This is a genomic window from Pandoraea sp. NE5 (genome assembly GCF_024363545.1).
In the GTDB taxonomy this organism is placed as follows: domain Bacteria; phylum Pseudomonadota; class Gammaproteobacteria; order Burkholderiales; family Burkholderiaceae; genus Pandoraea; species Pandoraea cepalis.
This window is the reverse complement of record NZ_AP025517.1, coordinates 2,347,781-2,369,908: the sequence shown is the minus strand read 5'-3', so window position 1 is coordinate 2,369,908 and position 22,128 is coordinate 2,347,781. Positions and strand designations below refer to the sequence as shown.

Annotated in this window: 22 protein-coding genes and 1 pseudogene; 9 read left to right on the top strand and 14 right to left on the bottom strand. The window is 65.5% G+C overall.

What is annotated here, in order from left to right:
• Window positions 1–34: 34 nt before the first annotated feature.
• The 3 genes from PanNE5_RS10850 to PanNE5_RS10840 form a co-directional block, all read right to left on the bottom strand.
• Complete coding sequence (locus PanNE5_RS10850; RefSeq protein WP_261939737.1) at window positions 35–676, bottom strand: DUF1439 domain-containing protein; 642 nt, start codon at window positions 674–676, stop codon at window positions 35–37.
• A 68-nt stretch (window positions 677–744) separates the two neighbouring features.
• Entirely contained in the window at window positions 745–1,008 is a 264-nt protein-coding gene (locus tag PanNE5_RS10845) for a YkgJ family cysteine cluster protein (RefSeq protein WP_150563639.1), read from the bottom strand.
• Window positions 1,009–1,013: 5 nt separating this feature from the next.
• Window positions 1,014–1,796 (bottom strand): SDR family NAD(P)-dependent oxidoreductase, encoded by a 783-nt coding sequence (locus PanNE5_RS10840; protein ID WP_261939736.1) that lies wholly within the window; start codon window positions 1,794–1,796, stop codon window positions 1,014–1,016.
• A gap of 98 nt (window positions 1,797–1,894) precedes the next feature.
• Between PanNE5_RS10840 and PanNE5_RS10835 the strand changes: the two genes are divergently transcribed.
• Genes PanNE5_RS10835 through PanNE5_RS10825 form a run of 3 tightly spaced genes read left to right on the top strand, consistent with a single transcriptional unit; the run spans window position 1,895 to window position 3,667 of the window.
• A complete protein-coding gene (locus PanNE5_RS10835; protein WP_017232118.1) occupies window positions 1,895–2,581 on the top strand; it encodes a TetR/AcrR family transcriptional regulator in 687 nt (228 codons plus the stop codon).
• Window positions 2,582–2,641: 60 nt separating this feature from the next.
• A complete protein-coding gene (locus PanNE5_RS10830) occupies window positions 2,642–3,310 on the top strand; it encodes a protein-L-isoaspartate O-methyltransferase family protein (protein ID WP_026131629.1) in 669 nt (222 codons plus the stop codon).
• Window positions 3,311–3,343: 33 nt separating this feature from the next.
• Window positions 3,344–3,667 carry a rhodanese-like domain-containing protein gene (locus PanNE5_RS10825; protein ID WP_017232120.1) on the top strand — a complete coding sequence of 108 codons (324 nt, stop codon included), beginning with the start codon at window positions 3,344–3,346 and terminating at the stop codon, window positions 3,665–3,667.
• Window positions 3,668–3,679: 12 nt separating this feature from the next.
• On the opposite strand, the gene waaA is transcribed toward PanNE5_RS10825, so the two are convergent.
• The 4 genes from waaA to PanNE5_RS10805 all read right to left on the bottom strand — a co-directional run bounded on the left by waaA (window position 3,680) and on the right by PanNE5_RS10805 (window position 8,502).
• Complete coding sequence (waaA, locus tag PanNE5_RS10820) at window positions 3,680–4,987, bottom strand: lipid IV(A) 3-deoxy-D-manno-octulosonic acid transferase (protein ID WP_261939834.1); 1,308 nt, start codon at window positions 4,985–4,987, stop codon at window positions 3,680–3,682.
• Between the two features lie 3 nt (window positions 4,988–4,990).
• A complete protein-coding gene (locus PanNE5_RS10815; RefSeq protein ID WP_026131630.1) occupies window positions 4,991–5,878 on the bottom strand; it encodes a Kdo hydroxylase family protein in 888 nt (295 codons plus the stop codon).
• Window positions 5,879–5,883: 5 nt separating this feature from the next.
• Window positions 5,884–6,852 (bottom strand): lipopolysaccharide heptosyltransferase I, encoded by a 969-nt coding sequence (waaC, locus tag PanNE5_RS10810; RefSeq protein ID WP_232424512.1) that lies wholly within the window; start codon window positions 6,850–6,852, stop codon window positions 5,884–5,886.
• A 252-nt stretch (window positions 6,853–7,104) separates the two neighbouring features.
• Window positions 7,105–8,502 carry a phosphomannomutase/phosphoglucomutase gene (locus tag PanNE5_RS10805; protein ID WP_017232124.1) on the bottom strand — a complete coding sequence of 466 codons (1,398 nt, stop codon included), beginning with the start codon at window positions 8,500–8,502 and terminating at the stop codon, window positions 7,105–7,107.
• A 358-nt stretch (window positions 8,503–8,860) separates the two neighbouring features.
• Between PanNE5_RS10805 and PanNE5_RS10800 the strand changes: the two genes are divergently transcribed.
• The 6 genes from PanNE5_RS10800 to PanNE5_RS10775 all read left to right on the top strand — a co-directional run bounded on the left by PanNE5_RS10800 (window position 8,861) and on the right by PanNE5_RS10775 (window position 15,697).
• Entirely contained in the window at window positions 8,861–10,078 is a 1,218-nt protein-coding gene (locus PanNE5_RS10800; RefSeq protein ID WP_261939735.1) for an oligosaccharide flippase family protein, read from the top strand.
• 4 nt (window positions 10,079–10,082) lie between these two features.
• Window positions 10,083–11,219: a glycosyltransferase family 4 protein gene (locus tag PanNE5_RS10795; protein ID WP_261939734.1), complete on the top strand. Its 1,137-nt coding sequence runs from the start codon at window positions 10,083–10,085 to the stop codon at window positions 11,217–11,219.
• On the top strand, window positions 11,216–12,346 hold the full coding sequence (locus PanNE5_RS10790) for a glycosyltransferase (protein ID WP_261939733.1): 1,131 nt from the start codon (window positions 11,216–11,218) through the stop codon (window positions 12,344–12,346). The genes PanNE5_RS10795 and PanNE5_RS10790 overlap by 4 nt, the downstream gene beginning before the upstream one ends.
• Window positions 12,347–12,365: 19 nt before the next feature.
• Window positions 12,366–13,508 (top strand): glycosyltransferase family 4 protein, encoded by a 1,143-nt coding sequence (locus tag PanNE5_RS10785; protein WP_017232127.1) that lies wholly within the window; start codon window positions 12,366–12,368, stop codon window positions 13,506–13,508.
• Window positions 13,502–14,593, top strand: a complete 1,092-nt coding sequence (locus PanNE5_RS10780; RefSeq protein WP_017232128.1) for an MraY family glycosyltransferase — start codon at window positions 13,502–13,504, stop codon at window positions 14,591–14,593. Before PanNE5_RS10785 ends, PanNE5_RS10780 begins: the two co-directional genes overlap by 7 nt.
• Before the next feature lie 96 nt (window positions 14,594–14,689).
• Window positions 14,690–15,697 carry a symmetrical bis(5'-nucleosyl)-tetraphosphatase gene (locus PanNE5_RS10775; protein ID WP_315973481.1) on the top strand — a complete coding sequence of 336 codons (1,008 nt, stop codon included), beginning with the start codon at window positions 14,690–14,692 and terminating at the stop codon, window positions 15,695–15,697.
• Between the two features lie 124 nt (window positions 15,698–15,821).
• On the opposite strand, the gene PanNE5_RS10770 is transcribed toward PanNE5_RS10775, so the two are convergent.
• The 7 genes and pseudogenes from PanNE5_RS10770 to PanNE5_RS10740 all read right to left on the bottom strand — a co-directional run bounded on the left by PanNE5_RS10770 (window position 15,822) and on the right by PanNE5_RS10740 (window position 21,931).
• Window positions 15,822–16,652, bottom strand: a complete 831-nt coding sequence (locus PanNE5_RS10770; RefSeq protein WP_017232130.1) for a lysophospholipid acyltransferase family protein — start codon at window positions 16,650–16,652, stop codon at window positions 15,822–15,824.
• Window positions 16,653–16,664: 12 nt separating this feature from the next.
• Complete coding sequence (locus PanNE5_RS10765; protein ID WP_026131631.1) at window positions 16,665–17,933, bottom strand: dihydroorotase; 1,269 nt, start codon at window positions 17,931–17,933, stop codon at window positions 16,665–16,667.
• 7 nt (window positions 17,934–17,940) lie between these two features.
• Window positions 17,941–18,894, bottom strand: a pseudogene (locus tag PanNE5_RS10760) (aspartate carbamoyltransferase catalytic subunit); the annotation flags it as partial.
• A gap of 98 nt (window positions 18,895–18,992) precedes the next feature.
• The gene (ruvX, locus tag PanNE5_RS10755; RefSeq protein ID WP_017232133.1) at window positions 18,993–19,421 is read right to left on the bottom strand and encodes a Holliday junction resolvase RuvX; all 429 of its coding nucleotides are present in this window, start codon (window positions 19,419–19,421) and stop codon (window positions 18,993–18,995) included.
• Window positions 19,418–19,987 carry a YqgE/AlgH family protein gene (locus tag PanNE5_RS10750; RefSeq protein ID WP_017232134.1) on the bottom strand — a complete coding sequence of 190 codons (570 nt, stop codon included), beginning with the start codon at window positions 19,985–19,987 and terminating at the stop codon, window positions 19,418–19,420. The genes ruvX and PanNE5_RS10750 overlap by 4 nt, the downstream gene beginning before the upstream one ends.
• Window positions 19,988–20,131: 144 nt before the next feature.
• Complete coding sequence (locus PanNE5_RS10745; protein WP_261939732.1) at window positions 20,132–21,520, bottom strand: hypothetical protein; 1,389 nt, start codon at window positions 21,518–21,520, stop codon at window positions 20,132–20,134.
• A gap of 240 nt (window positions 21,521–21,760) precedes the next feature.
• On the bottom strand, window positions 21,761–21,931 hold the full coding sequence (locus PanNE5_RS10740; RefSeq protein ID WP_006400971.1) for a rubredoxin: 171 nt from the start codon (window positions 21,929–21,931) through the stop codon (window positions 21,761–21,763).
• Between the last annotated feature and the right edge of the window lie 197 nt (window positions 21,932–22,128).

Sequence of the window (22,128 nt, the reverse complement as noted above, 5' to 3'; positions counted from 1 at the left end):
GAGCGATGCGCCAGGCCGCGTCGGACGGACCGCGTCAACGCGCATCGAGTTTGACGTTCACGCCATGTGAGCGCACGGTGATCGCGCCCGGCTGTCGCGCCACGCCGCCGATGTTCAGTTGCTCGGGCTTGAACGTGTAAAGCGGCGCGCCCTGCAGCCATTGCGTCGCGATCAATGCCCCGGCGGCGTTCAATTGACGCGACCAGCGTTCGGGCAGACCGTCGACCGTGAACGTCTCCACCTCCGGATCGCGCAGCACGACCGACATCGTCGCCGGGTCGTACGCCAGCGCACTCTCGATGGCGAGCGTGCCGGTGAGCGGCGCACCACCGAACGGGTGCGTCACCGTCGCGTCGACGGACACCGCCAGACGATTGCGTGCCGGCAACAAGGTCAGACGCGGATGCGAGAGGTTCACGTCGAGCACCGCCAGCACGCGACGGTCGAACGGAAATTTCCGGTCGAGCGCGCGTTGCAACTGGCTTTCGGAGAAGGTGTAGTCGTTGCCGAAAGGCAACCCCGCGCAGGCGCTCAGCCCTGCGGCGAGCGCCGTCGCGCCAGCCAGCGCCAGCCAACGACGGCGCGTGAGGCGACTCGGGAGGCGCAAGGCGTCCTGCGACGCAAGCCCGTCGCACTGCTGACGAATTCGCTGATCTGGATGAGCACTACCCGGCATGACAAAGTCCGCGACTGGGCGCCTGGCGCCCGACACGCGCGACTATAGCATTCGCATACGGCACGCCACTACGGCGTCGCCGGCGCGGTCATCGTCTCGAGCTGCGTTAGCCAGGCGATGGCCTGCGCACGATCGTTCCCGCACATCTCGGCCGAGGGCTGCAACGATCCACAGACCGCCGGACGCAGCGGGCTGCCGAAAATCCGGCAACGGTCTTCGTCGTCCAGTTGCACGCAACGGGTGTTCGCCGGCTTGCCGTTCGGCATGCCGGGAATCGGCGTCGAGATGGAAGGCGCGATGCAGCAGGCCGCGCAGTGAGGACGACACTGCATGACGCTCACCACGGCAAGCGGCCCGCGCCGTCGAAGAAGCCGCCCGTCACCGGCCCGCGCTCGCCGAGCGCCAGCATCAGCACACTGCGCGCGCCTTGCGCCACCCCCTGCCGCGCACGCTTGCCGGCCGCGTCGACCGTCAGATCGGCGGGCGCGCCCGGATCGACCGAATTCACCGTAATCGACGTCTCACGCAAGGTTTGCGCGAGCTGCACCGTCAGCATGTTCAAGGCCGCCTTCGATGCGTTGAACCCGATCTGCCGGAACGCCGCATGCTCCCACGCCGGATCGTTGTTGTGCGCCAGCGAGCCCAGGCCGCTCGACACATTGACGATATGCGCCCGCGCGGAGCGCGCGAGCCACGGCAGCATGGCTTGCGTAACGCGCAAGGTGCCGAAGAAATTGGTCGCGAACACCCGCTCGACGGCTTCGATGGAGGCTTTCTCAGGCGCGTCGTCGCGCGGATCGGTCACGGCCGCGTTGTTTATCAGCAGGTCAAGTCGACCGTAGTAGCGGCCAATCCGATAGGCCGCCGCATGCAACGTCTCGGGCTGCAGCAGGTCGATCACGAGCGTCTCTGCCTGAAAACCCGCCTTGCGCAACGGCTCGACCACCTCGTCGCCCTTCGCGGGCTCGCGCGCGCCCACCAGCACCGTCATGCCCACCTCGGCCAGCCCGCGCGCGACTTCCTGCCCAATACCCCGGGTCGCGCCCGTGACCAGCGCCACACGTCCCAGATGGCGTTCGGCATCCGCGCGCACCGTATTCTCGATGGCGTCCCGTTTCATCCCTGCTCCCGTCGATTGACCTGTTGTGTTGCGCCCGGCCGCACGCAAATTTGTTAGCATCGAGTTTATGAAGAATCCTTCAGTTTTTCCATTCGCATATGAAAGCTGACAGCCGAGGCCCCGCAACGCCCCGTAAGACGCCGCAGCAGGCGCGTTCGCGGGTCACCATCGACGCCATTTTCGAAGCGGCGCTTCAGGTTTTGCTGCTCGATGGCGGGCGTCAATTGACCACGACGCGTGTGGCCGAACGGGCGGGCGTGTCGGTGGGCACGCTGTACCAGTATTTCCAGAACAAACAGGTACTGCTCTATGCGGTGCTCGGGCGGCACATCGACCGGATCGTCGAGACGGTGGAGGCGACCTGTCTGGCCTCGCACGCCCAGCCGCTGGAAACGATGGCGCAGACGCTCGCCAAGGCGTATGTCGGCGCGAAGATGACGGACATCGAAGAAGCCCAGGCGCTGTACCGGCTCTCGGAAGATCTCGATGGGCGGGAAGTGTTTGCGGGGGCGTCCACGCGCATGCACGTGGCCGTCGTCGCTATGCTGAAAACAGCGCAAAACGCGCATTTCGACGATCCCGAGACCGTCGCGTTCGTGTTCCTGAACTCGATGACCGGGCCCATCAAGGCGATTCTTGAGAATCGCGCGCCCGCAGGTACCTGTTATGCGACGCTCGCCAGCCAGATCGCCGATCAGATGGCGACGATGTGCGGCGCCTATCTGCATCGCGTGGCCAGGGCGGCTGACGACGCCGAGGCGACAAAAGTTCACGCAGTCACATGACTACCGCCCGGAACTGGTAAAATGCTGGGTTGTGTTTGCCTACTACCCACGGTAATCGAAATGAATTACGAACAGGCCCGCTTTAACATGATCGAGCAGCAGATCCGTCCTTGGGATGTGCTCGACCAAGAAGTGCTCAATCTGCTCAAGCTCGTCAAGCGCGAGGAATTCGTGCCGACGGCCCAGCGCGCACTCGCGTTCACCGACGTCGAACTGCCGCTGCCGGGCGCAGCGATTGCCGACAAGAGCCAGCACATGATGTTTCCGCGTGTGGAAGCGCGCATTCTGCAAGCGCTCGCGCCGAAGAAGCACGAGAACGTGCTTGAAATCGGCACGGGGTCGGGCTATATGGCCGCACTGCTGGCCTACAATGCCCACCACGTGACGAGCGTCGAGTTCGACGCCAACCTCGCCCAGACGGCCCAGCAGACGCTGCGCGCCAATGGCGTGACCAACGTGGAAGTCGTCAACGCCGACGGCGCGCAAGGCTGGAGCGCCGCCGCGCCCTACGACGTGATCGCCATTTCGGGCGCGCTGGTCGAGCTGCCGCAGGCGTTCCTCGATCAACTCAAAGTGGGCGGCCGTCTGGCAGCGTTCATCGGGGGTAGCCCGGTCATGGAAGCCGTGCTCATCACGCGCGTGTCCGAGACCGAATACCGCCGCGAAAACCTGTTCGAGACGCAAGTGGCCTATCTGGTCGCGACGAAGCCGTCGAGCTTCAAGTTCTGAGCCGGGTCGCGACCCAAACGACACACGACCATCATGCAAAACATTACACCGGCGCAATTGGCCCAGTGGCTCGCTGACGGGGAGCGCGGCCAACCCACGCTTCTCGACGTGCGTGAAGATTGGGAGGTGCAGACCTGCCGCATCGCCGAGAGCCGGAACGTACCGCTTGGCGACGTGCCCGCCCGTCTGACGGAACTCGACGCCGAAGCGCCGATCGTGTGCATCTGCCATCACGGCATGCGCAGCGCTCGCGCCGCGATGTTCCTGGAACAACAAGGCTTTACCCAACTGTTTAATCTGGACGGCGGAATCGATGCCTGGGCGCGCCAGGTCGACCCGTCGATGCCGACCTACTGAACCTGCGCGACGTCAGTCCTGCGGGACGGCAAGGCCCGCGTCGAGCCAACGCCCCAGCGCGGTGACGGTACGCGCGGTCGCGCCCTGATGCTGTTTCGCGAACAACATGGCGGCCGTGCGCATCGCGAGCCGCCGGTCGTCGTCGACCAGCAACTCGGCCAGTGCCGTCGCAAGGTCACCGGCGTCGCTCACCCGTCGCGCGGCGCCCGCCGTCAATGCGTTCTCGCTGGCCTGCGTGAAATTGAACATGTGCGGACCGAAGACGACCGGCGTGCCCGCCGCACAGGCTTCGATCAGGTTCTGACCGCCCAGCGGCAGCAGGCTGCCGCCAATGAACGCGACGTCCGCCGCCGAGAAATACGCGGCCATCTCCCCCATCGAATCGCCGAGAACCACATCGACATCCGCGGGCAGCGACGTGTCGTCGTCAGCCCATGTGCTGCGACGAACGTAGTGAATTCGCACTCGATCCAGCATCTCGGCCACCTCGTCGAAGCGCTGTGGATGTCGCGGCACGAGCACCAGCAACGAACGCCGCCCCACCTCCGAGGACGCCGCCAACATGGCGCGCGCCTGAAGCACCAGCGACTCCTCGCCGTCGCGCGTACTCGCGGCCAGCCAGACCTTGCGCTCGCCGAAACGCTCGCGCCAGCGCGCCCCCAGCGCAAGCTGCGCGGGCGGTGGCGTCATGTCGAACTTGAGGTTGCCCATCACGTCGACGTCGTTCGCGCCCAGCATGCGCAAACGTTCGGCATCGGCATCGCTCTGCGCAAACACGCGGCTGAATCCGCCGAAGACAGGCTTGGCCGCATCGCCGAAGCGCGCTGCACGCCGGAACGAGCGCGCCGACATCCGCGCGTTGGTCAGCACCAGCGGCACGCCGCGCTCGCGGCAGGTGAAGATCAGATTCGGCCAGACTTCCGTCTCCATGACCACGCCGACACTCGGCCGCCATTGCTTCAGGAAGCGTTGGATCGGCCCGACCATGTCGTACGGCAGATAGCAGCGCAGCACGCGATCGCCGAACAGCGTCTCCCCGGTCGCGCGTCCGGTGGGCGTCATGTGCGTGAGCAGGATGCCGTGCGATGGATAGCGCTCGAGCAGTGCATCGATGAGCGGCTGCGCGGCGCGCGTCTCGCCAACGGAGACGGCGTGCACCCAGATCAGCGGGCGACCGGTGTAGGGCGGCGCGTCGTAAAACCCGAAGCGTTCGCCGATGTGACGACGGTATCCGGGCTCGAAGCGGCCGCGCCACCATAGCCGCACCACGGCCAGCGGCGCGACGATCCACCAGAGCGCGCGATAGACGAGACGCAGCAACATTCAGATGAGCGCCCGATGCGTGAGACGTTGCAAAACCGCCAGCGGCGAGCACTCGGGGTGCACCATCGCTTCGGCGGGAAGGAAGAAGGTCTGCTCCATCATGAACTGGCCCGACATCACCGCATGCGACGTCTGGTCCGAGAAGCAGATCCACACACTGCCCGGCGGGAACGGCATGGTCTGCTGTTCGGCGTCGCGCTGGTAGTCCATGTCGGCTTTCATGCCGTCGTGCAGATGCAGCATGATGTGGTCGTAGCCGCTGCGTTCACGCTTGGTGATGCCTACCGCGTTCTGCAACCAAGCGGAGCCCGGCCATTGGGTAGGCACTTTCGGCAGGAAGCGTTTGGCCACCGTTTCGAACGGCTCGCCCACACGCCAGACGCGCGGCTGCCCTGCCGGGTTGACATTGGTGAACACGCGCAGAATGCGCTCGCCGTAGTTCGGGCGCGACGGAAAGGCGTCGACGTGCAGTCGGCTGTCGTCCTTGCGCCACGACGTCTGGCGCGTTTCAACGCGATGCAGACGCAGGCTCGTGGGCGCCGCGCGCAACTTGCCGCGATACTCGGGCAACAGACCGTCGATCAGGCTGCACGCCTGCGTGTAGTAACGCTTGACCAGCGCATGGACGGCGCGCTGCGTGCTGTCGTCGGCGGCCACGCCGACCAGCACGTCGGACTTGGGATCGAGGCTGATGTTCTTGCGCTTCGGATCGGCAATGGCCGGATCGAGCAGGCGCTGCTCCGCGGCATCGATCGCGAAGGCCAGGTGCGGGAAATACAGCACCTTGCCGGCCTCGACATCGGCCACCAGCGTCTCGCGCGGCACCGACAGTTGCCCTGCCTGCCAGTCGCCGGATTCCACGGTAACGATCTGGCCGCTTTCATTCATTTGGCTCATGCGCTTCGGTCCTCCCGGGGCGCGCCGTCGCCGCTCGGCACAGGCCGCAGCGACGGTGCGAGCTGGCGCACGGCGTCGCGGACTTGCGCGAGCGTTGGCTTGTGCGCGGCGTCGCCAAGATTGACAATGCGCGGCGACCAGAATCCGCCGGTGCGCCACGCGGTGCTGAAATTGTATAACTCGATGGTGGGACGGTTCAGTGCTGCGGCAATATGCACCAGCCCCGTATCCACGCCAACGGTGATCGCGCCGCGATCGATGAGGCCAACGACCTGCGACAGATTCATCTTCGGCGGCACCCAGGCGTCGTCACCCAGCGCGGTGGCCAGTCGCAGCGAGACCTCGCGCTCCGCCGCACTGCCCCACGGCAATACGATCCGCAACCCTTGCGACGCCAGATCGCGACCCAGCGCAATCCAGTCGTCTTCCGGCCACGTTTTGTCGTCGCGCGACGTGGCGTGCACGAACACCGCATACGGATAGTCCGGACACTGGCTGTGGTCGGCGCGCTCGGTGGCAATGCCGAAGTCGATCTCGTCGGTTACCTTGAACCCCATCGCTTCGGCCACCAGCAGCCGCGAGCGCGTAACCACATGCGTGTGCGGCTCGATGCGCACGGTATGCCGGTAGAGGTAACGCACCGGCCACTCGTAGCTGGCCCCTTCGGTCCGGTTGCCCAACCCCCACACGGCGCCGCGTGCCGTGCGCGCGATCCAGCCAGTCTTGATCAGACCCTGCGTGTCGATCACGTAGTCGTAAGGGGTTTCGCGCAAGGCGCGGCGAAAGGCGCCGATCTCCTGCCACGTGCGTGCGGCGAGCGGCTGCTTGCGCCAGCGGCGCAACGCGAAAGGAATGACCCGGCGCACCCCGCGCACGAGTTTGACGAGGTCGACGAAGCCCTCTTCCACCACCCAGTCGATCTGGGCGTCGGGATGGTGGCGCACAATGTCCTGCACCACGGGCATGTTATGGACGACGTCGCCGAGCGACGAGACTTTGACGATCAGAACCTGCAACCGCACGCCCCGGCGGTTCGGCCGGGCCTCGTGAGCAAAACCGCGATTTTACCCCGACCCGGCCCGCCGAACAGCGTTGATTGCGCCGTTCTTGCAGCGGTCCCCTTACGGCGTATCTTGTGGCGTCCACTCGACGCCCATCAGGTATCCCTTAAGACGTCCCGCGCCGGTTGCCCGGCGCTGGGACCCCCAGGCCTCGCCTCAGAACGGCAGCTTGGCGTCGGGTTTCACGGCCAGGATGGCGCGGCGGAAGTCGTCTTGAATGCGCGCGATGGCCGCATCGCTGTCGGCCTCGAAGCGCAGCACGACGACCGGCGTGGTGTTCGACGAACGGGCCAGACCGAAACCATCCGCATATTCGACACGCACGCCGTCGATCTTGACGATGTCCCGCGCTCCGTCGAACTTGGCGGTCTCGCGCAGCTTGTCGATCAACGCGAAGTTCTCGCCTTCGGCCAGCGGGATCTGCAGCTCGGGCGTCGAAATCGAGTTGGGTAGCGCATTGAGCACCGCGCTCGGATCGGCTGCCTTCGACAGGATTTCAAGCAGACGCGCGCCCGTGTACAGGCCGTCGTCGAAACCGTACCAGCGGTCTTTGAAGAACACGTGGCCGCTCATCTCGCCCGCGAGCGGTGCGCCCGTCTCCTTGAGCTTGGCCTTGACCAGCGAGTGCCCTGTCTTCCACATCAGCGGCTCGCCGCCGTGCTTTTGCACCCAATCCGCGAGGTTGCGGGTGCACTTCACGTCGTAGATGATCTTCTCGCCCGGATGGCGGCTCAGCACCTCGGCGGCGAAGAGCATCAACTGGCGATCCGGATAGATGATCTGACCGTCCTTGGTGACTACGCCGAGACGGTCGCCGTCGCCGTCGAACGCGAGGCCGATCTCGGCATCGGTCGTCTGCAGCGTGCGGATCAGATCCTGGAGGTTCTCCGGATGGGCGGGATCCGGGTGATGGTTCGGGAACGTGCCGTCGACCTCGCAGAACAGCTCGATGACATCGCAGCCGAGCATCTGGAACAGCGCCGGGGCGTAAGCGCCCGCCACACCGTTGCCGCAGTCCACCGCGATCTTCATCGGACGCGCCAGATGCACGTCGCCCGCGATGCGCGCGCGATACGACTCACCGATCTCGTCGGCCGTGTACGTGCCCTGCCCCGTCTCGAAGTCCTGCTGGCCGATCAGCGTGGCGAGGTCCTGAATGGCATCGCCGTAGATCGCCCGACCGCGCAAGACCATCTTGAAACCGTTGTAGTCGGGCGGGTTGTGGCTACCCGTGACCATGATGCCGGAGTCGACGATGCGGCCATGCAGTGTGACGTTCGTCGCGAAATACACCATCGGCGTAACGACGACGCCGATATCGACCACATCGACACCGGCGGCGCGCAGGCCGTCTGAGAGCGCGCCGACCAGTTCGGGTCCGGACAGACGGCCGTCGCGACCGACCACGACCGCGTTGCCGCCTTCGCGACGCACCGCCGTGCCGAACGCGCGTCCGATCAGGTGCGCGACGTTGGCATCCAGGGTCTTGCCGACGATACCGCGGATGTCGTATGCCTTGAAAATCGCAGGTGAAACTTGCGTGGTTTGCGTCATGGGGGAGGATCTCTCGGAAGCGAGGGAAAAAGTCGTCATCCGACGCGAGGGGCCGGGCGTATCGCCTGGGCGAACCCATACGTAACGGAAATGTCGAGGGGCGTCGGCCGGAAAGCCAGCGCCGAGCGCGCAGCAAACGCGAAATCCCGGCAGGAAGACCGGCCGGGATCGGCTGCATTACGCTAAAATTATACGGGACTTCGCCGCACTGCGGCATTTCCCTCCAAACCCTTGTCAGCGATCGCCTACAATCAGTGTCCGCGCATCGTGACAAGCGTGTGACGTCCCCCAGCACCGGCCTTGCGAGGCCGGTTTTGCTTATCTTGACTTGAGAACGAGTGAGCCGCGCGAGCGCCACATGCCCTATCGCACCATCATTCGCAACATCCTCTGGATGCTGACCGAGCGCGGCGCGCAGATCGTCGGTGGCATCGCCGTCTCCGGCCTACTGGCACGCAGTCTCGGCGCCGCGCAGTTCGGCCTGTTTCAGTACGCGCAATCGCTCGTGTTCCTCGCCGCGTCCCTCACGCTGTTGTGCGGCAGCGAGGTCGTGGTGCCGCGACTGGTCGGCAAGACCGAGGCGGAGCAACGCACGGTCATCGCCCATGCTTTCGTGCTGCGCCTGGCCGCTGCGGCCGTCGCCTACGCAGCGTTGGCCATCTACGTCATCGGGTTTGCCGAGTCCGAGCTGGTCGCCATTGCCCTCTGGCTCGGCGTGGCGCTCTGGTTCCGCGAGCCTGCGGGCATTGTCATCGCATGGTTGCAGGCACGCACGTTCAACCGGCCGAGCGTCGCGGCCAACCTCTGCGGGCTCGGCGTCAAACTCGCCCTCGTGGCGCTCCTGTTCGTGACGCACGCGGGCGTTGCCGCGTTCGCGGTCGTCTACGCTGTCGAGGCCGTCGTGGCCGCCGCGCTGCTGGTTCGGTATTACTTCAAGCATTCGCCGAAGACGCCTGTGATCTGGCGGCGCACGTTGCTGGTCGACCTGCTCTCGAGCGGCATGACGTTCTGGGGCGGCCTGATGCTCATGATCCTCTTCAAGCGCATCGACCAGCTTGTGCTCAAGCCGCTCATCCCGCTCGCGGAACTCGGCGCGTATGCCGCCGCCATGCAGATCACGGAAAACTTCGTGCTCGTGGCGCCGATCATCGCGAATTCGCTGGCGCCGCAATTGATCTTTCAGACGTTCGACAACGCCACCGCGAGACGCAATACCGTGCGTGCGGTTTGGCTGATGGTCGCCGCCGGCGCTTGCCTGGCGATGCCGATAGCGCTGCTGGCGCCCTGGATCGTGCACCTGATCTATGGCGCCGGGTTCGCGGAGTCAGCGCAAATTCTTCGCGTCTCGGCGCTCATGGGAATTCTGGTGTTCGCCGACGCCGCCCTGAACCTCACGCTGATTCGTCGCGGCGCCGGACGCTGGGTCATCGCGAAGTGGCTATGTGCGGCCGTGGTGGCCTTTGCGGTCGTGCGCGGCCTGGCCCCGCATTTCGGAGCGCTCGCCGGCGCATTTGGCTACGGCGCGGGGTATGCGGCCGCGCTGGTGCTCGGTGTCTGGTTGCTCCGGCGAGACTGATGCGATGACGCTGTCTCATTCCCCGAACAACCACGTCGGCCGTTCCCTCTGCCTGTTCACGGGTACGCTCGCGGCCTTCGCCGGCGCCGAACGCGCGACGGCCACGCTCGCGAACGCGCTTGCGGCGCGCGGGCATCGCGTGCACGTGCTGTCGTTGTGGGGCCATAAGCCCGTCTTCCCGTTGGCGCCCGGTGTCGCGCACCATGCGATGTTCGCCGAGCGCTTGGCGTTCAAGCGTCACTACGTGTCCATCGTTCGGCAGGTGCGGCGCTACGTGCGCGAGCAAGCCATCGATGTGCTGATCGACGTCGACCCGATGCTCGCGCTCTACACCGTGCCCGCCACGATCGGATTGCCGCTGCAACGCATCGCCTGGGAGCACAGCACCTACGCCAGCGACCTCGGCCGACGCGCCCGCCGATGGGCGCGTGCGCTGGCGGCACGTCGGTACGACGCCGTGGTCGTGCTCACTGACGCCGACCGCGACGCGTGGCGAACGCATCATCCCCACGCCCGGGCGCAGTTCGTCACGCTTCCCAATCCGCTGGGCCTTGCGATCCCGGACGCGCCTCCCGAGCCCAGCAGCGAGGGCGGCATTCTCGCCGTCGGGCGCCTGGTTCCGGAGAAGGGCTTCGACCGCCTGATCGACGCTTGGGCGCGTATCGCCCGCGACGCCCCGGGCTGGCAGGTGCGTATTGTGGGCGATGGCCCGCTGCGCGACGCGCTGCTCGCGCAAGCGCGCGACACCGGGGTCGGCGACAGCGTGCAGGTGCTGCCCGCCGTGGCCGACATCGCGCAGCACTATGCGCGGGCGGCGATCTACTGTCTCCCGTCGCGACGTGAAAGTTTCGGACTCGTGTTAATTGAAGCCAAGGCGTATGCGGTGCCCATCGTGGCCTACGCTGCCGATGCGGGGCCCCGCGCGCTGTTGCATGACGAGGTCGACAGTCTGATCATTGACGACGGCGATATCGAGGGGTTGGCTGGCGGGCTCAAACGGCTGATCGGCGACGCCTCCCTGCGACGCAGACTTGGCCTGGCGGGCTACGCCCACGCGCGGGACTTCGGCGCGGATGCCATTGCGGCGCATTGGGAAGCGCTATGGGCCGAGGGCGGTTCGACACCGCGGAGCGCGCGATGAAGATTGTCCTGTTCGTCACCGGTCTGCAATTGGGGGGAGCGGAAACGCAGGTGGCCGATCTCGCCCGGGGTTTCCTCGCGCGCGGGCATGATGTCGCACTCATCTCGCTCACGGGCACCTGTGCCATCGCCTTGCCGGAATCGCCGCGGCTCACGCTCATTGAATTGAAGGCGGGCAAGACGCCGTGGTCCCTCGCGTGTGCGTTGCGAAGCCTCGTCGCGCACCTGCGCGCGTGGCAGCCCGACGTCGTGCACGCCCACATGGTGCATGCCAACCTGTTGGCTCGCATGGCTCGGTGGTTTGCCCCGGTGCCGGTGCTGGTGACGAGCGCGCACAGCCGCAATGAAGGCGGACGTCTGCGGATGCTGGCCTATCGGCTGACGGATCGGTGGACGGATTTGACGACGAACGTCAGCGACGACGCGGTGGCCGCCTTCGTTGCGCAACGCGCCGCGCCGGCGGAACGTATCGTGAGCGTGCCCAACGGCATCGACACGGATCGCTACCGTCCCGATGAGCAGGTTCGGTCGCAGTGGCGCGCGGCCATGTCCACGTTGCCCTCGACGGCGACGCTCATCGTCTTCGCGGCGGGCCGGATGGTTGAAGCGAAGGACTATCCGACGCTGATCGACGCGTTCTCGCACGTGCGCCTGGCGGTGCCCGAAGCACGCCTCGCGATCGCCGGAGACGGGCCGCTACGCGGTGCTATGCAGGCGCTCGTGGACGCACGCGGGCTGGCCCATGCGATTACGCTGCTCGGGCGTAGCAACGACATCGCGCAATGGATGTGTGCCGCGGACGTCTACGCGATGTCGTCCGCCTGGGAAGGATTGCCGCTCGTGATTGGCGAGGCGATGGCCAGCGGCTTGCCCGTCGTGTCGACTGACTGCGGGGGGGTGCGTGAACTCCTCGGCACCGTCTCGGGCAACACGCTCGTGCCAGTAGGCAATGCGCAGGCGCTCGGCGACGCCCTGATTCGCCACCTGCGCGCCGGCGCGAGCGCGCGTCACGCGACCGGCGTCGCCAATCGCGAGCGCATCATCACCCATTACTCTCTCGATGCAGTCGTGACGCGCTGGATCGCGGTCTATGCGCGTCTGCGCGAAACGCGTCGCAACCGCTCCTGATTACACCACGACCCTGTCAATGACATCGCCCGTCCTGCTCTGCTCCAACACCTTCTGGTCGATCTACAACTTCCGGCGTGGCCCGATTGCCGCGCTGCTGGCGGCGGGTCATCCGGTGCACGTCGCGGCGCCAGACGATGCGTTCGCCACGCAGCTCGCCGAAATGGGCTGCGTCGTCCATCGCGTCCCGATGGCCGCCAAGGGACAAAATCCGCTGCAGGATCTCGGGCTGATGTGGCGGCTCTTTTGTCTTTACCGGCAAGTTCGTCCGGCGGTGATCTTCCACTACACGATCAAACCGAACATCTACGGATCGATCGCCGCACGCCTTGCCCATATTCCGTGCGTGTCGATGACCACGGGGCTCGGATACGTCTTCATTCGCGAATCGCTGACCACGAGGCTGGCGCGACAGCTCTACCGCGTCGCGTTTCGTCATACGCTCGAGAATTGGTTTCTCAACGCCGAAGACCATCGGGCGTTTGTCGAAGGCGGACTTGTTGCGATCGGCAAAACCCGGTTGCTGCCGGGAGAGGGTGTCGATCTCGCTCACTTCGCCAAGGCGCCGTGGCCGACATCGAACTCGCCCGCCGACGCTCCGCCCGAACCAATGCGCTTTCTCCTCATCGCCCGTCTGCTTCGCGACAAGGGCGTGCTGGAGTATGTGGAGGCCGCGCGTGCCCTACGCGCCGAGATGCCGCACCTGACCTTTCAAATGCTCGGCGCGACCGATGTCGAGAATCCCTCGGCCGTCACACGCAGCGAGGTCGACGCTTGGCAGCGCGAAGGCGTCGTCGAGTATCTCGGCACGACCCGCGACGTCCGGCCCATCATTGCGAATGCGCATTGCGTGGTACTGCCGTCGTACCGTGAGGGCCTCTCGCGCACCTTACTCGAAGCCAGCGCGATGGGGCGACCGCTCGTCGCGAGCGATGTGCCGGGTTGCCGCGACGTGATCAACGATGGGGTGACCGGCCGGCTCGTGCGTGCACGCGACGCCGCCGCACTGACCGCCTGCCTGCGGGACATGGCCCAGATACCCGCGCGCCAGCTCGTCCGGATGGGCGATGCCGGGCGTGCTAAAGTAGCGCGCGAATTCGACGAACATGTCGTCATTGCAGAGTATTTTCGGATTCTCGGATCCCTCCCCGCATCATGCTGAGTCTCGCCATCGCCCTGCTCGTGTCGTTCATCGCGACGCTCCTGATCGTCCGCTATGCGCACGTTCACGCCCGCTTCTCCGGCGATAGCGATGTTGCCGGCGTGCAGAAGTTTCACGTGCGTCCGGTGCCGCGCATCGGCGGCGTCGGCATTCTGGCGGGCCTGATCGTGGCCGCCACGGCGCTCGGTTTCTCGTATCCCGTCGTCTCGCGCAATATCCTCCTGCTCGTTGCCTGCGGCCTGCCCGCGTTCTTCGCCGGCTTTGTCGAAGACCTGACCAAGAAAGTGACGCCGACGGTGCGTCTCATCTGCACGATGTTCGCCGCGCTGCTGGCCTGGCTTCTGCTCGACATCCATATCACGCGCATCGACATCGGCTTGGCCGACCGCGCGTTGATGCTCGCCGCCGTGTCGGTGCCACTCACCGTGCTCTGCGTGGCCGGCATGGCCAATGCCGTCAACATCATCGACGGGTTCAACGGGCTCGCCGCGATGGTCGCGATGATCATGTTCGCCTCGCTCGGCTATGTCGGGTTTCAGGTGCAAGACCCCGTTGTGCTCACTACCTCAATGATCATGGTGGGCGCGATCCTCGGGTTCTTCATCTTCAATTTTCCCGGCGGACTGATCTTTCTCGGCGATGGCGGTGCGTATTTCATCGGCTTCATGCTGGCCGAAATTGCCGTGTTGTTGGTCATGCGCAACCCGCAGGTATCGCCGTGGTACCCGGCACTGATGGTGATTTACCCCGCCTTTGAGGTCTGTTTCTCAATCTATCGCAAGCGCTTCGTGCGCGGTATGTCGCCCGGCATTCCCGATGGCGTGCACCTGCACATGCTCGTCTACAAGCGGCTGATGCGTTGGGCCGTCGGCGCCCGCACGGCAAGCGCGCTGACGCAACGCAACTCCTTGACGTCTCCGTACCTCTGGCTGCTATGCTTGCTGGCAGTGATCCCGGCGACGGTGTTCTGGCGACACAGTCTGGTGCTCGCACTGTGCTGCGTCGCCTTCATGGTGACGTATGTCTGGCTGTATCTGCGCATCGTTCGCTTCAAAGCACCCCGCTGGCTGATTTTCAAAAAGTGAACGCCCCAAGGGCAACGCATCGCAGACGCGAAGCCGCGGCACCCGCCATCCCCATGATCGGGACAACTAGACAGACGAGACAGCGCCACCTCCGCCATGCGTGACATCTATGCTATCGGCGACCTGCAGGGTTGCCAGACGTCGTTTGAACAACTGCTCGCGCACCTGCCTCAGGACGCGGATCTCTGGCTGGCAGGCGACCTCGTCAATCGCGGGCCGCGCTCGCTCGATACGTTGCGCCAGGTCATCGCGCTGGGCGATCGCGTCACGGCCGTGCTCGGCAATCACGATCTTCATCTGCTGGCCGTGGCGGCCGGTGTGCGCCAGACCCACGGCAGCGACACCCTCGACGACATTCTCAAGGCCCCCGACCGCGACGCCCTCATCGACTGGGTACGCCATCGACCGCTCGCGCATTTCGCACAGGGTCATCTGATGGTGCATGCCGGCGTGCTCCCACAATGGGACGCCGCGCAGGTCATCACGCTCGCTCGCGACGTGGAGCGGCAGTTGCGTGGCCCGGACTGGAGAACGTTCCTGTCGCGCATGTTCGGCAATCAGCCCGATCGGTGGCAAGACGATCTGAGCGACGAAGACCGTCAACGTCTCACGATCAACGCCCTCACACGCATGCGCTTTTGCACAGCGGACGGGCGCATCGACTTCAAGATCAAGGAAGGGGCCGACGCGGCCACGGACGAGTTGAAGCCCTGGTTCGACACGCCGAACCGTCGCACAGCCAATGTCACGGTGGCGTTCGGTCACTGGTCCGCGCTCGGACTGGTCATGCGCGACAATCTGCTCGCGCTCGATACGGGCTGCGTCTGGGGCGGGCAGTTATCCGCGGTGAAGCTCGCCAGCGCGCCCGCCGCGCGCGAGCTGGTTCAGGTCGACTGCCCGCAGATTCGCGATCCGCTTGCACTGGCTGACGACAAGACGCGCGACAAGGTCAAAAAGGTGGACAGGACCCAAGACGCGCCCAAGGCCGCGAAAGCCGAGAAGTCCGATAGAGGCGCCGTAGGCAAAATCGGAAAGGTTGGAAAGGTGGAGAGGGCTGGGAAATCGGCGAAAGCGGACAAAGCTGAGAAGCGCAAAGGCCATTGATTGATCGCGCGTGGGCGACGTCTTGCGGCCCGTCTCGTGAGTGACGTCTGCGTCGCTACGGTCATCGCCCTGACGAACGATAACGGCGCCCACGGGCGCCGTTTTTTGTGTCGCGCGACACGCGTCAGACCTGAACGGCCCGCACCGTATCGTCGTCTTCGTCACCCAATGCCGAGTCACGCGAGCCGACCGAGCCGCTCTGCGGCAACACTGCCTCGGGCAGAAACCCTTGCAAGGCATCGCCAACCGCCCGCTGCGCGCCGAGCGCAAACTCGCGACGGTGCTGACCGTCTTGCGGATGCTGCGGTTCGCCCACCGACAAGCGCACCGTCATGGGCGGCGCGCGCAGAATCATATCGATGGACTCGATCAGACTCGTTTCGCCGATATACGCCGGCGCCATCGTATGGCGCCCGCTCTCGGCATCGGTATAGAACAGACACAGCGGCTGCACCGGCCTGGAAGTAGCCACCGGCGCTTGCAGCAGATTGGCGTGGAACGGCAACAAGCTTCGACCGTCCGTGGTCGTGCCTTCGGGGAAGACGGTGATGATGTCCCCATCGCGCAGGCAATCGGACAGGTAATGCATGATGCGGCGGGCGTCGGCACGGCGCTCACGTTGCAGGAAGATGGTGCGCGTCTGCACGCACAGCCAGCCGACCAACGGCCAGTGGCGAATCTCGGCCTTGGCGACAAACCGCACCGGCTGCCACGCATTGATCGCGAAGATGTCGATCCACGACACGTGGTTGCACAGCAGCATCACGCCGCTGTCCGGCAACGGTGCCCGCTGCTCGACTTCGAGACGCATGCCGCACAGCTTCAACAGCTTTTGCGACCATGCGCGTATGCGACGATGCTTCGCCGCTTCCGACAGGAACGGGAAAAACAGCAGCGCGGTCAGCAGACCGCGTGTGAGGTGCAAGCCAAGACGAATTTTTTTGATTAGCAGCACGACAATCGCATCCTAGACGGCGAGGGTTTCGTGCGCCACGTGGCCACCCACCAGCGTGAGACCTACACGACCCGGCACTTCGTAACCCAGAAACGGCGTGTTGTGGCCGGCACTGCGCATCTGCTGCGCGGACACCGTCCAGTGTGCCGACGGTGCAAACACACATAGGTCTGCCGGTTGTCCCGGCGCAAGCCGGCCCGCCCCCGGGGCCACCGTCGCAACCCGCTGTCCCGGCCCGTACGTCACCCGCGCCAGCGCATCGACCAGCGGCACGCGCGACTCGTCGGCCCACTTCAACACCAGCGACAGGAGCAACTCCACGCCGCTCGCGCCCGGCTCGGCTTCGGCAAACGGGACGAGGCGTGCGTCGACCGCCAGCGGCGTATGGTCCGAGCAAATGGCATCGACCGTGCCGTCGCGCGCGGCGTCGCGGATGGCCTCTCGGTCACGTTGCCCTCGCAGTGGCGGATCGAGTCGATACTGAGCATCAAAATAGCCGATGTCCATATCGCTCAGATGGAGATGATGCGCGGCGACGTCGCACGTCACCGGCAACCCTTCGGCCTTGGCCGAGCGCACGAGCGCCAGCCCCGCCGCGGACGACAGACGGCACAGATGCACGCGCGTGCCCGTCACACGTACGAGTTCCAGAATCGTGTGCAACGCGATGGTCTCGGCCGCCACCGGAATGCCCGCCAGTCCGAGACGAGAGGCAACGGCACCGCTGGCCGCCACGCCGCCGGCCGCCAGCGCGGCGTCCTGCGGGCGCAACCAGACAGTCAGCCCAAACGTGCCCGCGTACTGCATCGCGCGCAACAAGGTGCGGTTGTCCGTGATCGACGCGTTGGCCTGCGACAGTCCGATGCAGCCCGCTCGCGCCAACTGCGCCATTTCCGTGAGTTCTCGGCCGGCAAGTCCCACCGTCAAGGCGCCCAGCGGATGCACCTGCGCATGGTGCACGGCACGGGCGCGCAACTGCAGCATTTCGACGAGATCCGGCGCGTCGAGCACAGGGTTGGTATCGGGTGGGCAAACGACGCGCGTGACCCCGCCAGCCAGCGCCGCCGCGGCTTCGCTGGCCGCCGTCATGCGACGTGCCGCCAAATCGACCAGCCCGGGCATGACCGCCAGCCCCGTCACGTCGAAGGTTCGGTCAGCGACGAAGTCGGCCGGCGGCATGCCCAGCGCAGCAATGCTGCCCGCCGCGATGAAGACGTCCTGGACACGATCGGTTCGGGTCGAGGGATCGATGACGCGGCCGCCCTTCAGATGCAGTTTCATGGCGCCCTCACCCGTGCGTTGCGGCAACGATACTCATCGCCGCCATGCGCACGGCAATGCCGAACGATACTTGTTCGAGAATGACCGACTGCGGACCGTCCGCAACCGCCGAATCGATTTCCACACCGCGGTTCATCGGTCCGGGATGCATGACGATGGCGTCGGGTTTGGCCAAAGCGAGACGCGCTGGCGTCAAGCCGTAATATTTGAAATACTCGGCCGCCGACGGCAGCAACGCGCCGCTCATTCGCTCGTTTTGTAGCCGCAGCATGATGATGACGTCGACGTCGCGCAGCCCTTCATCCATGTCGTGGAATACGCGCACGCCGAGTTGCTCTAGGCCCTCGGGCAACAGCGTGCGCGGCCCGATGGCGCGCACTTCCGGCACGCCCAGCGTGGTGAGCGCGTGAATGTCGGAGCGCGCCACGCGCGAATGCAGAATGTCACCGACGATCGCTACCGTCAGATTCTGAAATTCGCCCTTGTGATGACGAATCGTGTACATGTCGAGCAAGCCTTGCGTCGGGTGCGCGTGACGCCCGTCGCCGGCGTTGATGACATGCACGTGCGGCGCACAATGCTCCGCGATCAGGTAAGGTGCGCCCGATTGGGCGTGACGCACGACGAACAGATCCGCGTGCATGGCCGACAGGTTGCCGATGGTGTCGAGCAGCGTTTCGCCCTTGCTCGTCGAGGACGCGTTGATATTCAGATTCAGCACATCGGCCGACAGACGCGCAGCGGCAATCTCGAACGTCGTGCGCGTACGTGTCGAATTCTCGAAGAAGAGATTGAAGACCGACTTGCCGCGTAGCAGCGGCACCTTCTTCACATCGGCATCGTTCACGCCGACGAACTGCGTGGCGGTGTCGAGAATGTGCATCAATACGGCGCGCGGCAGCCCTTCCACCGTCAGCAAATGCTTCAGCTCACCGTTGCGGTTTAGCTGCGGGTGGCCGCGCCGGCCCAGGATTCCGTTAGCCATGCAGGGGCTCCGGGGCGAGTCGGCGTTGCGTGGCGTCGCATTGGCGGCGCGCGGGCGGAATGCCGCTCGGGATATCAGACAGGAACATGCTCGTCGAAATATTGCTGAAGGATGATGCGAGCGGCCTCGGCGTCGAGCGATGTCTTTTGCGAAACCTTGACGCCCGCCTCGGCCAGCGCCGCGGCGGCAGCGACCGATGAGTAACGCTCGTCGACCCACACGACCGGCACGTTGAATCGTCCGTTGAGTTGGTTGCCGAAGCGCTTGGCTTGCTGGGTCATCTCGTGCGGCGTGCCGTCCGGATGGCACGGCAGCCCGACGACGATGAGTTCGGGTTCCCATTCGGCGATGAGCCTACCGGTCTCGGCGAACCGGACTTCACGATTGAGATTGGCCACGACGGTCAATGCGCTGGCCTCGCGCAACATCAGATTGCCGATGGCGACCCCGATTCGGCGCTCGCCGTAATCGAAGGCGAGGACCGTGGCACTGCCAGCCGTCATGCGTGACCCGCGTCGGCGGACAGCATCGACGAGGTAACGCCCAGCAACGCCAACGCAGCATCGAAGCGCTCGGCCGGCGGCACGTCGAACACGATGCCCGGATCCGCTGCGACCGTCAGCCAGCCGTTGCGGCCGATCTCGTCTTCCAGCTGCCCGGCGCCCCAACCCGAATGTCCCAGCGTCAGCAGGAAACGATGCGGTCCCTGACCATTCGCGACGGCTTCGAGCACGTCTTTCGAGGTTGTCATTTCGAGACCGCCCGGCACCGACAGCGAGGAGCTATAGGGCGCGCCGGTCGACTCATGCAGCACGAAGCCGCGCTCGGTCTGCACCGGCCCGCCGAAAAACACTGGCTGATGCGCGAGGGGATCGATTTCCAGCTTGAGATCGAGCCGCTCGAAGAGCGACTGCAGATCGATGTCGGTGGGACGATTGATGACCAGCCCGATCGCCCCTTTTTCGCTGTGTTCACACAGGTACACGACGGTACCGGAAAACGTCGGATCGGCCATGCCCGGCATGGCGATGAGGAATTGATTCGTGAGGTTGATACGGTCGTTCGGCATAGGGCCAAAGTTTATCGGAAGCTGTTTGACGGTCTGCTGCCCGGGTGTTGCCTTGCGCAGCGGGTGCTGCGGGTCAGCAGACGAACTTTTTCCGCATCGTGATACGGCCATCAGCTGCCAATGGCAGCCTTTGCGCCGACTTTATCACGGAACGTCGCGCCCGGTGACGAGCCGCTGTCCGAATACGCTGGCGTCCAGCGCACGCTCGCGCCACATCGCCATTTCCGCGATCAGGTCGGGCCGCGACTCCGGATAAGTATCGGCGGCAAACTGATGCAGCATGCCGCGCAACGCCTTGACCGTCATCGCCAGCGCCGCCGGCCCCCCTGGCTCCGCCGGCGGCGAGGCGGCAAGCCGCTCGCCGGTGGCCGCCACCGCCGCCGCGAGCCGCGCGACCGGTGCCAGCCCGATGCCCGCCGAGTATTGCGCCACCTTCGCCGCCACCGCCGGATCGTTCAGATTGGGCAGCGCCTCGTCCGCCAGGCTCAGGAACGTCTGGCAGACGTCCTGCCGTACCGCCAGCGGCCCAATGCGCAGCCAATCGCGCGAACTGCTTCCCGTGCCCTGCTTCTGCCCGACCTGTGCGGCATCGACCAGCGGTTCGGGCAGATGGCCGGGATGTCGCAGTACGCCGAAATCGGTCAGCAGCGCGCCCAGCCAGCGATCCGGGGCTTGTGCATGCCACGTGGCGAGCGCCTCGAGCAGATCGTGGCCGGGAATGGCCTCGTTCACGCCCTTTGCGCCGACGCCCGCCGTGGCAGACGAAGGCGTTGCGGCAGGGGCCCCGCCCTCCGGCACAACAGCACGTGTCAATTGCTTGCGTAACGCCATATTCATCCGGCCAATCTGGCGCTTGTCGGCCAGACTCAACGGCGCACGGGCAAATCGCAGCCATGCAGCCGCCAGACGCCAGTAGTCGAGCGGCGCCGTCCCCCCCGCACGGTGGAGATCGGCCGCCAGATCAGCCAGTTCACCGAGGGCCGCCGTGGTGTCGGTGGCCTGCGCGTCGGGACGCAGCAGTCGCAACAGCACACGCTCGACGTCCGCTCGCAACGGTGCCGTGCCCGCCGGCAGACCGTCCAAGCGTGGGTGCGCGGCCGGCCAGCCTGCCATACGAAGCTCACCCAGCGACGGCGCGCCTGGCCAATGTTCGGAAGCGCGAGGGGCATCATCGGCCGCCACAGGGGATGAACCCGATGCCGTCCCCGCCTGCCAGATGTCGCGTTCGAACTGACGCAGGGCATTGCGCTGGGTGTCCTGGCTGGCCGGCTGCCCATAGGCCGCTTCGGCGATCGCCTGCACAAGGCGCTCGCCGTGCAGCGCCCAATCGGCGTGGCCGCTCGACTGGAGCAAACGGTTGGCCCGTCGCAGCGGGCCGAGCGAGGCCGCCGGACCGTTCGACCAGGCGTCGGATGCCTCGGTCAGCGCGTCTGCCACTTCGGGCAAACGCCACAAGGGCGTGTCGCGAGTCTCGCGCGCGGACGTTTGGGGCGTGTTGATGGTGGTGTCGGAAGGCGTTTGCGGCGTCACCATAGGCCATCTCCTGGCCATACGGCCGGTCTTCGTGAATTTGGGCGGGAAGTCCGCTGCGTGACCGTCCCGGCCAAAGGCCGGGCAGATCGTCGAGCGCCATGCCGTAACGACGGTGAAACGGCGATCGGGTACATCAGAGGCATCGAGGGCATCCGATACTTCGGAGCGCGCGACAACCGCAGTGGATGCGGCGGACGCGCAAGGACCTTGAGGAGCAGGCGGCGGCTGGGCCGCCCGTCCTCAGATCTGCACCATCTCGAAATCTTCCTTGCGCGCGCCGCACTCGGGGCAGGTCCAATTGATGGGCACGTCTTCCCAGCGCGTGCCGGGCGCGATGCCCTCATCGGGCAAACCTGCCTCTTCGTCGTAAATCCAACCGCAAATGAGGCACATCCAGCTCTTGTATTCCATGCTTTCTTCAGCGACGAGCGTTCCGTTACAATGGCTTTGTCAACCGCTTCGGGCCCCGCGGACAAAATTGTCGTACGGTGGCGTGGAAACCTGCCGGTGCATTCGTTCTCCGGCGGGCGATGCCCACGACGCTTTCCAGCGCTCCGAAACGGGCATTTAAGGCGTGATGGTACCAACGAACCCAAGGCGTGACCAGA

What these genes read in the sequence shown, in the direction of transcription:
- PanNE5_RS10790 (WP_261939733.1), top strand. Translation starts at nt 11,216, where the DNA reads ATGAAGATTGTCCTGTTCGTCACCGGTCTGCAATTGGGGGGAGCGGAA.
- PanNE5_RS10845 (WP_150563639.1), bottom strand. Translation starts at nt 1,008, where the DNA reads ATGCAGTGTCGTCCTCACTGCGCGGCCTGCTGCATCGCGCCTTCCATC.
- PanNE5_RS10850 (WP_261939737.1), bottom strand. Translation starts at nt 676, where the DNA reads ATGCCGGGTAGTGCTCATCCAGATCAGCGAATTCGTCAGCAGTGCGAC.
- PanNE5_RS10745 (WP_261939732.1), bottom strand. Translation starts at nt 21,520, where the DNA reads ATGGTGACGCCGCAAACGCCTTCCGACACCACCATCAACACGCCCCAA.
- PanNE5_RS10740 (WP_006400971.1), bottom strand. Translation starts at nt 21,931, where the DNA reads ATGGAATACAAGAGCTGGATGTGCCTCATTTGCGGTTGGATTTACGAC.
- PanNE5_RS10805 (WP_017232124.1), bottom strand. Translation starts at nt 8,502, where the DNA reads ATGACGCAAACCACGCAAGTTTCACCTGCGATTTTCAAGGCATACGAC.
- PanNE5_RS10765 (WP_026131631.1), bottom strand. Translation starts at nt 17,933, where the DNA reads ATGAAACTGCATCTGAAGGGCGGCCGCGTCATCGATCCCTCGACCCGA.
- PanNE5_RS10800 (WP_261939735.1), top strand. Translation starts at nt 8,861, where the DNA reads ATGCCCTATCGCACCATCATTCGCAACATCCTCTGGATGCTGACCGAG.
- waaC (WP_232424512.1), bottom strand. Translation starts at nt 6,852, where the DNA reads ATGCCCGTGGTGCAGGACATTGTGCGCCACCATCCCGACGCCCAGATC.
- PanNE5_RS10775 (WP_315973481.1), top strand. Translation starts at nt 14,690, where the DNA reads ATGCGTGACATCTATGCTATCGGCGACCTGCAGGGTTGCCAGACGTCG.
- PanNE5_RS10815 (WP_026131630.1), bottom strand. Translation starts at nt 5,878, where the DNA reads ATGAATGAAAGCGGCCAGATCGTTACCGTGGAATCCGGCGACTGGCAG.
- PanNE5_RS10835 (WP_017232118.1), top strand. Translation starts at nt 1,895, where the DNA reads ATGAAAGCTGACAGCCGAGGCCCCGCAACGCCCCGTAAGACGCCGCAG.
- PanNE5_RS10780 (WP_017232128.1), top strand. Translation starts at nt 13,502, where the DNA reads ATGCTGAGTCTCGCCATCGCCCTGCTCGTGTCGTTCATCGCGACGCTC.
- PanNE5_RS10825 (WP_017232120.1), top strand. Translation starts at nt 3,344, where the DNA reads ATGCAAAACATTACACCGGCGCAATTGGCCCAGTGGCTCGCTGACGGG.
- ruvX (WP_017232133.1), bottom strand. Translation starts at nt 19,421, where the DNA reads ATGACGGCTGGCAGTGCCACGGTCCTCGCCTTCGATTACGGCGAGCGC.
- PanNE5_RS10750 (WP_017232134.1), bottom strand. Translation starts at nt 19,987, where the DNA reads ATGCCGAACGACCGTATCAACCTCACGAATCAATTCCTCATCGCCATG.
- PanNE5_RS10830 (WP_026131629.1), top strand. Translation starts at nt 2,642, where the DNA reads ATGAATTACGAACAGGCCCGCTTTAACATGATCGAGCAGCAGATCCGT.
- PanNE5_RS10840 (WP_261939736.1), bottom strand. Translation starts at nt 1,796, where the DNA reads ATGAAACGGGACGCCATCGAGAATACGGTGCGCGCGGATGCCGAACGC.
- PanNE5_RS10795 (WP_261939734.1), top strand. Translation starts at nt 10,083, where the DNA reads ATGACGCTGTCTCATTCCCCGAACAACCACGTCGGCCGTTCCCTCTGC.
- PanNE5_RS10785 (WP_017232127.1), top strand. Translation starts at nt 12,366, where the DNA reads ATGACATCGCCCGTCCTGCTCTGCTCCAACACCTTCTGGTCGATCTAC.